The sequence below is a fragment of the Bradyrhizobium sp. CCBAU 21365 genome (genome assembly GCF_015291305.1).
GTDB lineage: Bacteria > Pseudomonadota > Alphaproteobacteria > Rhizobiales > Xanthobacteraceae > Bradyrhizobium > Bradyrhizobium elkanii.
Genome location: NZ_CP030036.1, coordinates 3,845,720 through 3,858,267, shown reverse-complemented (window position 1 = coordinate 3,858,267; position 12,548 = coordinate 3,845,720). Strand labels below are relative to the sequence as shown.

Annotated in this window: 9 protein-coding genes; 4 read left to right on the top strand and 5 right to left on the bottom strand. The window is 60.5% G+C overall.

Going from position 1 to position 12,548, the window contains the following annotated elements:
• Positions 1 to 7: 7 nt before the first annotated feature.
• The 5 genes from XI02_RS17470 to XI02_RS17450 form a co-directional block, all read right to left on the bottom strand.
• Positions 8 to 379, bottom strand: a complete 372-nt coding sequence (locus tag XI02_RS17470) for a hypothetical protein (RefSeq protein ID WP_172648107.1) — start codon at positions 377 to 379, stop codon at positions 8 to 10.
• 570 nt (positions 380 to 949) lie between these two features.
• Complete coding sequence (locus XI02_RS17465; protein ID WP_172648108.1) at positions 950 to 1,426, bottom strand: hypothetical protein; 477 nt, start codon at positions 1,424 to 1,426, stop codon at positions 950 to 952.
• A 201-nt stretch (positions 1,427 to 1,627) separates the two neighbouring features.
• On the bottom strand, positions 1,628 to 4,420 hold the full coding sequence (locus tag XI02_RS17460) for a DUF11 domain-containing protein (RefSeq protein ID WP_172648109.1): 2,793 nt from the start codon (positions 4,418 to 4,420) through the stop codon (positions 1,628 to 1,630).
• Between the two features lie 1,198 nt (positions 4,421 to 5,618).
• On the bottom strand, positions 5,619 to 5,864 hold the full coding sequence (locus XI02_RS17455) for a hypothetical protein (RefSeq protein WP_016845446.1): 246 nt from the start codon (positions 5,862 to 5,864) through the stop codon (positions 5,619 to 5,621).
• Positions 5,865 to 5,984: 120 nt separating this feature from the next.
• Positions 5,985 to 6,278, bottom strand: coding sequence for a hypothetical protein (locus XI02_RS17450; protein WP_172648110.1), 294 nt, complete (start codon positions 6,276 to 6,278; stop codon positions 5,985 to 5,987).
• A 757-nt stretch (positions 6,279 to 7,035) separates the two neighbouring features.
• On the opposite strand from XI02_RS17450, the gene XI02_RS17445 reads away from it, so the two are divergent.
• The 4 genes from XI02_RS17445 (at position 7,036) to XI02_RS17430 (ending at position 12,544) form a co-directional block, all read left to right on the top strand.
• Entirely contained in the window at positions 7,036 to 7,572 is a 537-nt protein-coding gene (locus tag XI02_RS17445) for an NYN domain-containing protein (RefSeq protein WP_016845444.1), read from the top strand.
• Between the two features lie 124 nt (positions 7,573 to 7,696).
• The gene (locus XI02_RS17440; protein ID WP_016845443.1) at positions 7,697 to 8,155 is read left to right on the top strand and encodes a hypothetical protein; all 459 of its coding nucleotides are present in this window, start codon (positions 7,697 to 7,699) and stop codon (positions 8,153 to 8,155) included.
• Between the two features lie 363 nt (positions 8,156 to 8,518).
• Complete coding sequence (locus XI02_RS17435; RefSeq protein ID WP_244980696.1) at positions 8,519 to 10,123, top strand: TolC family outer membrane protein; 1,605 nt, start codon at positions 8,519 to 8,521, stop codon at positions 10,121 to 10,123.
• 249 nt (positions 10,124 to 10,372) lie between these two features.
• Positions 10,373 to 12,544: a type I secretion system permease/ATPase gene (locus XI02_RS17430; RefSeq protein WP_051110152.1), complete on the top strand. Its 2,172-nt coding sequence runs from the start codon at positions 10,373 to 10,375 to the stop codon at positions 12,542 to 12,544.
• Positions 12,545 to 12,548 lie beyond the last annotated feature (4 nt).

Sequence of the window (12,548 nt, the reverse complement as noted above, 5' to 3'; positions counted from 1 at the left end):
GCGATATCTAAATATTGATTTGAACCGGCCCAGCGTACGCGCCAGCAATTTGGGACGTCGTTGAAGCACTGGCTTTAGTGATCTTCCGAAACTGTCGAGCCGCTTGATGTGGTGTCGAAATAACGGCCTCGCCTACCAGCGAAAGCTTCTCTTCAAGCGGACCGTTGGGATTGTTCACCGGCGAATCGCCTGTGATGTGTGGTTCGTCGGCATATGTCGGACCGTGCGGCGCCGACGGTTCGACCGGAAGGTTATCCAGTCGAGCGGCTTTCGATGCACCCTGGAGACGAGGTTCGATCCGCGACCAACTGATCGCAGCCAACTCAACCTTCGCTGGTTCAGCCTTCACGACAAATAATACGCGACCCAATTCCGGCATCCCTCAACTCTGCTAACGCAGAGCAGATGTGATCGCACCCGAAAATCAATTCACAACAACACGCACACGATGCCCATCAGCAATATTCGTGGGGCGCGCGGCCAAAAGGCCGCCCAGTGCCATTAGACGCCTACCGTGAAAAGACTCCGACCGCCATTACCCTGCCCGTTTCGCGTGCGGCCCTGCTCTCCGCATGCTCGCAATTTTTCTTTTCTTTCAATATTCAGCTTCGAGAGGCTTCGGCGCCTGGTCCGCAAGACTGCGGGCGCCCAAACCTCTAAACCTAATTGAATGCAATTTGCCGCAAATTTGCGCAGCCGTCTAGAGCCGCGCGATTTGCTCTACTTTAACGATTAACGTCGTGCCGCCATGGGGTTCCCTCCTGCCTACACCAATGCCCCGTTGATTTACGGGTTGCCCGAACCTCGCATCCGCGCCTAGGGCTCCGACGCCATCCCGACCATGCCACGGTTCGTCACTAGAACAGTCCGCGCTTCGAGCTTATGGCGAGTCTGTTTCCAGATGCAGTGCGTGCTCTGGCAAGGTCAAGAACAGCCTGCGACGAACGCTTCAATAACAAGTCCTGAGTCGCCTCCGAGCCGGCCGCAACTTTCCCCGTTGGATTGCCGCCACTGCGTGACCGCTGGCGCCAGCTTGCCCGCGTCCGCCGGCGCAGCCGGTATCCTGCTGCGCTCTTTCGAGGATCAGCGAATGAAGCTTCTGGATCTGGACGTTGCGTTCGAGCAAGGAGATTGTTTTGGCTTGAACCTGCTCGGCCGACACCTTGCGCAGGGCGTTCTCCCGATCGAGCAGTTCGGGAAACGGCAGCAGCGGCCGGACGAGCTCGGTCGCCTTGATGACGCATGACGCCGGGCCACCGCTTGCGCGATCTGATCCGGATAGCCGCTGCGGCATTCCACGAGTGCGCCACTCAAAGTTGATATTTGCTGTTGCCGGCTCCGCCTCCTCGATGGCCTGCCGCGCGGCCGCGCAACAGCCCAGCAAGACACAGTGCGAAACGACGAGTGCGCGCCGGAATTTGTCCATCTGACTCGGGACGAGCTGGATGAGCGGCGCCGTCTGTCCATGCCGCGACTCAAAGCCGTTAGCTGATGTGCCGTGCCCTCAAGCGGACGACTGCGGTCATTTGATCCGCCGGCCCGACCGCGGCATCGGAATCCTGTGGTAAGTGGAGAGTCCCGGACGAGCAATATATTCTCATCCGGGCAGTTTCTACGTCGCCCGCGGTCAGACGGTGCCGAAGTTGTTGTAGTGATCCAGATCTGTGTGGAGCTGGCTTGCCGAGAGATCAATCGCCTGACCGAGCAGCGGGACGTTTGCCACCGGGCTGCTCCACATCGCAGACGACGTCTTGACGGCCGAGCCCGACGTGAGGTCGTCCGCCACCGACAAAATATGGAAGTCAGCGCTCGATCCGGAGGCTCCCGGTTTTGCCTGCGTGTATTCGAGCCACTTGATTGCGTCATCGATGTCGTGTCTCGCGGTGCCTGCCGAACCATCACCGATTGCATTACCTTCAAGATAGTTCAGCCAGGTGGCTACAAGGTCCCGCCCCAACATATAGCGGCCATCCTGCACCTGCTTGTCGGACGCATTGAGCAACGTAAGCGCATCGGCGGTCGAGATGAACAGCACGTTTTCGCCATTGTCTTGGAGACCGTCGAGATTGTAATCACCGATCAAGAGACCCGCTTTGTCAGCAGATGTGACATGCGCGTCGTGATTGGAATCTACGGCGTAGGTGATTTCACCGCTGGCAAAGCCATCTGTTCCGGCCTGCTTCGGCTGATTGTTGGTGTTGCCATCCCAGAATGTTTGCCATGTCTTCTGCGCCCAGAATCCCGGAGTGCGCACGCCCGGTCCCAATGGGACGTGCGCCGTATCGTAGTCCGTTACGTTCTGATCGTCAGTGACCGTGGCAGTATTATCGAGCAAGCCGTCGCCACCATTGAGCCAGTTGTTGTCCAGGTCTGCTTGGGTCAAGGTATGGGTCGTGGTGTAAGTCCAGGTCTCACCGACATCGAGAACATGATTTCCGTTGTCGCCGGTTACCGTCGAATTAGAATTATCTAATGTAGCAAGCGAGTAGCCTTCCAGCGCATCCGTAACCTTGATCCCGGTGAGCGTCACGTCGCCGGTGTTCTCCACGGTGATCTGATAGGTGATGACGTCACCGACGTGGTCGGCGTGTCCGCCTGTTACTGAAAGAACGGTCTTGGTCAGGTCAACGGCAGGCTTGTAATCGATCGGTTGATCGACCGAGCTGCTGACCGGGGTGGTCTGGTCACTGTCCGCGGTCGCCGTGTTGGTGATCTTATCATCCGCGGTGAGGTCAACCAGGTTGGAGCCGTGGTTGTCGATGTCGGCCTGGGTCAGCGTGTAGGTCGCCGCCAGGTCCTCGCTGCTCCCAACGGCCAGGGTTGATAGACCGCCCGCCGGATTGCCCGTCAGCGCGTCGGTCACCGTCACGCCGGTCAACGTCACGTCACCCGTGTTCGCGACATGGATATTGTAGTGAATGATGTCGCCCGCGTCGGTCAGCCCGTCACCATTGACGTCATCTACCGACACCACTGTCTTCACGATCGACATCGACGGCTTGTAGTCGATCGGCTGATCAACCGAGTCGCTGACCAGGGTGGTCTGGTCGCTATCCGCGGTCGCCGTATTGGTGATCTTGTCGTCCTGGATGAGATCAACCAGGTTCGAGCCGTGGTTGTCGATGTCGGCCTGCGTCAATGTGTAGGTCGCCACCAGATCCTCGCTGCTCCCGACGTCAAGCGTCGACAAACCGCCCGCTGGATCGCCCGTCAGCGGGTCGGTCACCGTCACGCCGGTCAGCGTCACATTACCCGTGTTCGCGACATGGATGTTGTAGTGAATGATGTCGCCCGCGTCGGTCAGCCCGTCACCATTGACGTCGTCGACCGATACCACCGTCTTATCGACCGACATCGACGGCTTGTAGTCGATTGCGACAGACGCTGTATCGGTAGCATCGGGAACACCCGTTGCTGATGCTGTAGCCAGATTGTCGATGAAGCCATCACCTGGCGTGCCACCTGCGCCAGTGCCGTAGCCATCATGGTCGATATCAGCCTGCTGAACGGTGTACGTCGCTGTGTACTGCCAGTGTTCGCCGGGATCGAGCAGGTTATTGTGGTTCGTATCACCCAGATTGTACGTCGCATTATTGAAAGTCGTTGTCACGGCAACAGCAGCCGTGGCGCCTAAGCTTTCGATTTGGTCGGTAACTGACGTCAGGGTGAGCACGCCCGTTCCGGTATTCCCAACCTCAATGGTGTAATCAATCTGCTGGCCGGCATGGTCGACCACCAAATTTTGAGTATTGCCATCGATATCGTGAACCTGTTTGACGACGCTCAGCGCGCCGAGCCCGCTCCCCCCACTTCCGATGACACCCCATTCTTCGAAACCGCTATTTGCAGCATAGTCGCCGCCAACAGCGCCAAACTGCGAATAGAGATAAACGTAAGGGTCGGCTCCGGACGTATCGAAATTGGAAAGTGGGACAAGGATCACATAATCACCCTTGCCGCTGCCCGCATCCCACTGCGCGTTAAGCAAAACCGTATTGTCGCCAAGGTCGAATTTCGGCGTTTCGCCGGCGAAGTCGGTCAGGAGATTACCGCTGCTTTCCTGATAGATCTTCAATTGATCCAACGAGATCAATTGGGGTTGGTTGGCCGACCCGCTTTGATTGATGTCGAGTCTGAACTCGAGGTACTGAGTTCCTGCAACGGTGCCGTTCTGACCATCTCCTGTGACCACCGGAATCGACGAAAGCAGGATTGCGTTGGTATGCGATGCTTGTTTGTCGTCAAGCGGCAGAGGCGAGCCATCCGTATTGTAGCCCTGCTCGGTGCCGTTGTTCTGGATAACCAGAAAGCTGTCGAATACGCCTGTGCCGGTCGAAACAACCGACGTTACGTTCGTGAAAACTGCTCCGGTGTCGGTGGTGGCTGTTGAGCTCTGAGCTATAACGTCGATGGTAGCCATGAAGCCTTAACTCCCTAAAATATAAGCATTCGCGGCAATGATCCGGCGCAGTATCCGGATCACCTGACCGCGCATTGCACGCGGTTGCTAAGCGCACGCAGCAAAAAACCGCACCGCTAACGCGCTGCGGGGACGCACAAATTCAAACTGGCATGTAATCCGCTTTTTCAAATTAACGCAATATCAACCTATCCGGGAAGAGATCGATCTCCCCCGCGCATCCGATCTCCGCTTTTCCCAGCTTTTGCCAGCGCGCCGACCTCAAAAATGCAAATGATTCCTGCTGGATGACCATTGAAATAGCAAACGGTCGAACCGTTGCTCGGCGCTCGCTTCGGACGCAAGCCCTCCGGCCAACGATGCAGGTAATTGTGGACCTCTCCGCGTAGACCAAGCTTCTGCGCCGAAAGGGCAGGTATCGCAGCTCCTCTCGAGAACAGCTCCCAAATTCCCTGATCGCGGGAGCGCCTTGCAGACCTTCCGCGGCACGAAGGCGCAGAATAGCGAAATAATGGCATGTCCGCTTGCAAGCCGGCCCGCGACCGCTGCCTTATCAGCAAGCGCACGATTCGTGCGCTACCCGCGATCGCAAGAACTTCCGCTTCTTCCCTGCCGAGTCCTTGCTCCAGGATTAATCATTTCGGCTAGGGTGCTCACCCCGGATACGCCCGTGGAATTTTAGAACCACGCACGCCACCTGAGCAGACACAAACAGAGGCGAACGAGGACTCAAATGATGTTCAACGTCACGAGAACCGAATTCCTCCTCTACGTCATAGCCGCATTGACCATTGCAGTGCTGATCGCTTGGGACGAGCCGTGGATCATGGGACGAATTTGAAAGTGTCCTTGAGAGACCGGCACGCGATGCAATCCGCAGGCTTTGACGAGAAAAACCTGGGGCGCCGGGCATGCCGACGCAGCCCTCGCAGGTACGCGGTGCGCAAATTGGGCCTGATCGCGGATCTCCGAGATGACGCCCCACTCTTCGACTACTGCGCGCCAGGCCAGATCCTGCGCTGGCTCTTCCATTTGCCAGCGACGTAAGGCGCGAGGTGCGCCTTAGTGTTGGAACATTTGGTTTGCATCCAGGTGAAGACTGGATGTGCGCCATGCTCGCTCTCGATCCACCAGACGCGTGCATGATTGAGTTGATTTCGCACCTCGGCGGTTGGTCTTCACCAGATCGTCCGGCTGCTCACGTCCGCGATGGCGCCCCCACGGGTACGTTCATGGCGAGCGACAGGATCAGGCGATTGAGGCCGCAGCCAATCGGACCGGCCTCGTAGCAGAGCTGCACACCGACAAACCGGCTGGCGATTCGTTCAACGAGCCGGTGTATGCCGGTCGCCGTCGCGTCGACCTCACGAAAAAAGCGGCCTATTTCGGCGATCGCGATGGCATTTTTCAGCTTCGCGACGTCGATTCCGACAAAGCTTCTCAACAAACTGCCACGGCTCGTCCTTCCTTGAAGAGGATCGGCTCGGATCACCCAAGTGCCGCTCGGACCAGCAGAATAAGCGAGCCACCTCACTGGAAGGGGCGGACATACGGCGCCTTCCACTCAATAACACGTCCCAGAATCCCCTCCGAGCCGGCCGCAACTCTCCCCATTGGATTGCCGCCACTGCGTGACCGCCAGCGGCGGCTTGCTCGCGTCCGCGAGCGCGGCCGATAGCCTGCTGCGCTCCTCTTCGAGGAGCTGCGAATGAAGCTTCTGGATCTGGATGTTGCGCTCGAGCAGCGACATCGTTCTTGTCTGAACCTGCTCGGCCAGCGCCTTGCGCAGGGCGTTCTCGCGGTCGAGCAATTCGGGAAACGGCAGCAGCGGACGTACGAGGTCGGTCGCCTTGATCACGCAGGACGCCCGCGCCACGGCTTGCGCGATCTGATCCGGAAATGCGCTCCGGCATTCCGCGAGCGCTCCGCTCAGGTTGACCGTTGCCGCCGTCGGTACCGGCGTCGCCTCCGGTATCGTTGTCGCCGCTGGTGCCGGCTCTGTGGGCGCCGTTGCCGTCTCCGTCGTTGGCTCCGCGACCGGTCCCGCCTCCTTTTCGATGGCCTGGCGAGCGGCCCCGCAGCAGGTCAGCAGGATGCAGAGCGCGACAGCGACCAGGCATCGCGCGCGCTTCGGCCAAGCCCGTCCATCCCGATGCACGATCGGGTCTCCGGTTGGCGCAACAGATGTGCCGCCATGCGTCGCGCTCTGCCGGCAAGATCGAAATGTCTGTGCAATCAGGGACGCAGGACCGCGCTCTCCACCGTGGCAAACAATTCGTATCGGCAAAAATGACGTCTTCAAAAATGGCTCGGTGCGAAATGGCACCGAGCCCAGCTGATTGATTTTAGATACAATTCAGCTGTTTACGCAATAGCGCCCTCGCGCATCGGCGGCCCGCAAGTCGATCGCGCCGCTGCGCTGCACTATTGGCGCAGCATCGGCGCGTGCGCCCGATGAGAACCGTGTCGATGGTTGGCGAAAATTTCCGCTTCTTCCCGGCCAAGCCCCTGCTCTAGGATTAGCCATTTCAGCTAGGGTGCTCACCCACGATGCGCCCGTGGAATTTTAGAACCACAGCATACAGTGACTGATCCGGGCGTCATGGGGATTTGAGATGGCCGATCGCATTGCACTTTTCATTGATGGTGCGAACCTCCACACCACCGTCAAGAACCTCGGCTTCGAGATCGATTTCCGGCGACTGCTCTCGGAGTTCGGCAAGTATGGACAGATCGTCCGCGCCTACTTCTACACGGTCGTGAGAGACGACGACGAGTTCAGCAGCCTTCGGCCATTGGTGGATTGGCTCGATTACAACGGATATACGGTCAGGAGAAAGTTAGCCAAAACCCACGATGACGGCGAAGGGCGGCGGCGAATGAAGCGCAGCATCGGCATCGAGCTCGCGGTCGACGCATTGGAAATCGCGCACCGCATCGACCACGCGTACCTGTTCTCTGGCGACGGTGATTTGCGCGCCGTTGTCGAAGCTGTCAGGCGGGCTGGTGTCCGCGTGACAGTCGTTTCCAGCATCCGAACAAAGCCTCCCATGATCGCCGACGAGCTTCGCAGGCAAGCTGACGTCTTCCTCGAACTCGAAAACCTCAGGGCAGCGATCGAGCGCCCAGCGCACCCGATCGCGCCCGAGTGAAATCGCGGGCGCCTCTTCCGGCGAGGAAGCAAAAGGGCGGCTTTGCTTGTCCGTAAATCACCGAGTTGCGCGAGTCGGGCGCTGACATCACTATCTCCCAAACAACGAAACAGAGGTAACACCCATGTGGAGGTCGGTCGGCTGCCTGTTGCTGTTCTTGGCGGCGACGAGCGCTGCGATCGCCGAACCTTCCCGGTTCACCTGCGACACGCCGCGGGGCAAACGGGTCGAGCTCGGCCCGTCAGGCAAAGGCGGTGACGCCCAGTGGATCGATGACGATCTCGATACGATCCGGCCCGCCGTCGTGATCGATGGCGACACCTTCACGGTCACCTGGGGGACATCTGTCGCGGCAGACGGCAAGGGAGGAGCCAAGCTCACGACCTACGTCTTTGCGGCCGCCCGCCGTTCCGCCGCGTCGATCTTTGCGACCCGCACGGACGACACCACGGCCGAGATCTTCCGGTTCTATTTTGGCGACAAATCGCTCTACAAGTTAACGAGCCGGCTGGGGGGCCCCTCCGCGGACACCAACGCCGCGCCCTTCGTTGCAACCTACCTGGCGACCTGTCGTCAGCAGTAGCCGGCTGCCGCCAACCTTAAGACGGGCTTAACTGATCTTTCATGTTCCGGTCGCCGGTGTTGCGCGTCGGCACCACTCGCATGACCACAAAATGCCAGGTAAACCATTGAATTTTAATAAAAACGCTTGGATTTCCGCACGCCGAGACTGATGGCTCGGTCCCCACTTAGGGCGCCTGTGTGGCTGAAATGTCATAGGTCGCGGAACTGTCCTTTGTTACCCTTCGGAGGATTCTACGTAATATTTTTGTGAGTAGGGGCGGAGATTATGAAGTCGGCATACACGGTCATCGCGTGCCTATGCTTGGCGGCAACGCCAGCATGTGCCGAGGTTTTTTCTATTAATGATGCATTGCGCCAGGCCATGCAGACCAACCCGGGTATCGGCGAGGCTTCGGCGAACCGGCGGGCGACGGAAAGCGAGCTGCGGCAAACCCAAAGCACACTGCTGCCGCAGGTGCGCATTGACGCCAGCTACGGCCCGGAAAAATTCGATCAATCGCCGGGCTTCATCACCCCGAACATCCAGGCGGCGCCGACCGTGGGTTCAGGACCATGGCGCAATGGCAGCCAGGAATCAGTCGTGGTGCGCCAGCTGCTGTGGGACGGATTTTCGTCGATCTATGACGTCTGGCGCCAGACCGCGCGCGTCAATGCCGCTGCCTCCCGCGTCAAGGAGAGAACCGAGCTGCTGGCTCTCGACGCCGCCGAAGGCTACATCGACGTCGTGCGCTACATGCGGCTGGTCAGTCTTGCCCAGCAAAACGTCGCCAACCACGAGAAGATATTTTCGAACGTGAACTCCCGCTTCTCGGGCGGCCGGGCCGGCGAAGGCGACCTGGAGCAAGCCCGCGAGCGCGTCGAGGCCGCCCGCGCGGCGCTCGCCGAATTCCAGCGCAGCCTGGATGACGCCAGGGCGAAGTACCGCAAGACGGTTGGCCTCGAGCCGATCAACGTTCGCTTCCCTGCTCCTTTGGCGGGATTGCCGCACAGCCGCGACGAAGCGCTGGCGACCACCCTCCGGTTCAATTCGACGATCGCGGCGGCACAGTCCGACGCCGACGCCGCCAAGCATGCGTTCAAGGCCACGGACGGCACATTCGGCCCGAAATTCTATCTCGAGGGACGGGCAACCCATTACGACAACTCCTACCCCTACGTGGCGGCCCCGGGAACTCCCTCCATCACGCATGAGGACTACAGCGGCAAGGTTGTGATGTCGTGGGACATCTTCCGCGGCGGCCAGGATGCGTGGAATCGGTCGGAGAAGGCCGAGCGCTATACCGAAGCGACCATGCGCCACGCCCGCCTGCAGCGCGACGCGTATGAGTCGATCGACAAGGCGTGGAATGCCCGTACGATTACGGCGACGCGCATCGGCGCCCTGACCCGTGAGCTGGAAGCAGCCAGGAAGACCATCACGGCCTACCAGAAGGAATACGAGCTCGGCCAGCGCTCCCTGATCGATCTCCTGAACGCGCAAAACCAGTTCTTCAACACGTCCGTCTCGCTCACCTCCGCCCGCGGCGTGGTCGTGTTCGCGGACTATCAGCTGCTGGCCGCGATGGGGACGCTGATTGAGTATCTGAAGGCTCCGCCGCCGGTCGATGCCGCGCCGACGGACATGCTTTCGATTGGCCTGCCCCGCTACTCGTTCCCGACGCTTCGCGTGAACCTCCCGCAAACCGGGTCCGAGCCGCTGCGCGTCGCCGTTCCGGCGCCTGTCGTCCGTCCTGCCAAGACCTATGCGGCAGCCCAGACGAAGGACGTTGGCTTTGCGGACCGCTTCACCGGCGCGACGACGACTGCAGCGGTGCCCGGCTCAGCGGAATGGATGCAGCAGCAAAAGACCGCTGCGGACGGCCCGAACGTCATTTACGCGGATCCGTCGGTCACGGCGAACGCGAGCTCCTATGCGTCGACCAAGCCCCACTGGCTGCTGTCGGCCTTCCCGAGTTCCGCTCGATAGCGACCGCCAACAAGCTCAGGACAGGACTGCCGGAAGGGCCCCAAGTCGGGGCCCTTTCGATTCCTTATTAATCGTTAAGATAAGTTTCGCTGAATTTGTTCGCTGTTTGTTGTAGTCTGCCCGAAATCTAGTGCGATTGCTGCATTTCCATTTTGCTTGTCGAGGTTTCAGTTGTTGTTTCGAACCCCCAGCGCGGCGGCCGACGCCGTCCGCCCCTCGCCGGATGACTCAACCTCAAAGCCTGTCGCGATAAATGGGCCACGCGCGCTGGGCGACGATCCCCTCACTGCATCGTTGACTTATCTCGCCGCCCATCACGGCCGCGCGGTGAGCCGCGAAGCTCTGCTCGGCGGACTTCCGATCACGGACGGACGCTTGTCCGTCTCGCTCTACGACCGCGCGGCAAGGCGCGCCGGTCTGGAGACCGAGGCCGTCAAGCGCGACATTTCAGACATTCCCGCGCTGGTCCTGCCGGCCGTCCTCGTCATGAAGAACGGCTCCGCGCTGATCCTTCTGGGTGTGGACCCGGCGAACAAGTCGATCAAGGTCGTTGATCCGGCGACGCCGACCAGCCCGCGCGTCGCCGACATCGCCTCGCTCGCCACGGACTATACCGGCTATGCGTTCCTGGTGAGAAGCGCGCCGCAGGCCGATGCGCGCGCCGTCGCCGCAGGCGACATCCCCAAGAGCCACTGGTTCTGGTCGGTGGTGAAGACGCATTGGCGCAGCTACGGGCACATCGCGGTCGCGGCCTTTCTGACCAACATCCTCGCGCTGGCGACACCGCTGTTCACGATGAGCGTCTATGACCGCGTCATCCCCAACGGGGCGATCCCTTCCCTGATCGCGCTCTCGATCGGCATGGGGCTCGGCATCGTCTTCGATTTCATCTTCCGCATGGTCCGCAGCCGCATGATCGACGTGACCGGCAAGACCATCGACGTCGTGCTGGCAGCGAACATTTTCGAGCACGTGATGTCGGTGAAGATGGCGCAGCGGCCGACTTCGGTCGGCATCCTGGCCAATCAGCTCCGCGACTTCGACTCGGTGCGCGAGTTCTTCACCTCCGGAAGCGTGGTTTCGGCGACCGACCTGCTGTTCGCCATCCTCTTCGTTGGCGTGCTGTTCCTCATCGCCGGACCGCTGGCCTGGATTCCGCTGATCATGCTGCCGCTGGTCATGCTGATCGGCTTCCTGCTGCAGCGCCCGCTCGATCGCGCCATCAAGCGGCTGCAGGCAGAATCCGCCGCCCGGCACGGCGTGCTGGTCGAGTCCCTGTCCGGCCTCGAAACCGTCCGTGCGACCGGCGCCGAGGCCCGCATGCAGACGTTGTGGGAACGCTCGGTTGCCGCGACCGCCCGATCCGGCGAGGACGTTCACTTCTGGTCGTCGATGTCGCTGACGAGCGCGAGCACGGCCCAGCAGATCACGAGCCTGCTCCTCGTCATCGTCGGCATTTTCCTGATCCTCGACGGCAAGCTGAGCGTCGGCGCGCTGGTCGCCGCAAACATGCTCGCCGGCCGCGTTCTGGCGCCGATCGCCGGGATCGCCTCGGTGATCACCAAGGGTACGCAGACGATCACGGCCCTCAAGGCGATCGACCGCATCATGTCGATCGAGCGGGAACGGTCGCCGACCCGGTCCTATGTCGCAAGACGAATCGAAGACGGCAAGGTCGCCTTCGAGAACGTGTCGTTCGCCTACCCCAACGCGCCGGGTAACGCGCTCGAAAAGGTCAGCTTCAAGATCGAGGGCGGAGAGAAGGTCGGCATCATCGGCAGGGTGGGATCTGGCAAGACCACGGTCGGCAGGTTGCTGCTCGGATTTTACGAGCCGAAGGAAGGCCGCATCCTGGTCGATGGCGTCGACTCGCGCCAATATGATCCCTCGGACCTGCGCGCCGGCATCGGCTTCGCGATGCAGGATACCGACCTGTTCTTCGGCAAGCTGCGCGACAACATCGCCCTTGGCAAACCGGAAGCGACCGACGAGGAAGTCCTGCTTGCCGCGCGGCTCTCCGGCGTCGAGAGCTTCATCGCCGGCCACCCGATGGGCTATGACATGCCCATCTCGGAAGGCGGCCGCAGCCTGTCGGGCGGCCAGAAGCAGGCCATCGGGCTCGCGCGCGTTTTGATCCGCAAGCCTCGCGTGCTGTTTCTCGACGAGCCGACGGCGCACTTCGATATTCGCAGCGAACAGGAATTCCTTGAGCGGCTCAAGGGGCTCAATGATGATCGCATGACCATCATCATTTCGACGCATCGCCTGTCATTGCTGAATATGGTCGATCGCTTGCTGCTGTTCGACAATGGCCGCCTGGTTGCCGACGGCCCGCGCGACAAGGTGCTCGCCCTGCTCCAGGGCCGGCCGGCGTCCGCGGCCCCGTCGCCGGAGAATACGATTCAGCCGAAATCCGCATAACGAG

What these genes read in the sequence shown, in the direction of transcription:
- XI02_RS17460 (WP_172648109.1), bottom strand. Translation starts at nt 4,420, where the DNA reads ATGGCTACCATCGACGTTATAGCTCAGAGCTCAACAGCCACCACCGAC.
- XI02_RS17435 (WP_244980696.1), top strand. Translation starts at nt 8,519, where the DNA reads ATGCAGACCAACCCGGGTATCGGCGAGGCTTCGGCGAACCGGCGGGCG.
- XI02_RS17465 (WP_172648108.1), bottom strand. Translation starts at nt 1,426, where the DNA reads ATGGACAAATTCCGGCGCGCACTCGTCGTTTCGCACTGTGTCTTGCTG.
- XI02_RS17445 (WP_016845444.1), top strand. Translation starts at nt 7,036, where the DNA reads ATGGCCGATCGCATTGCACTTTTCATTGATGGTGCGAACCTCCACACC.
- XI02_RS17470 (WP_172648107.1), bottom strand. Translation starts at nt 379, where the DNA reads ATGCCGGAATTGGGTCGCGTATTATTTGTCGTGAAGGCTGAACCAGCG.
- XI02_RS17440 (WP_016845443.1), top strand. Translation starts at nt 7,697, where the DNA reads ATGTGGAGGTCGGTCGGCTGCCTGTTGCTGTTCTTGGCGGCGACGAGC.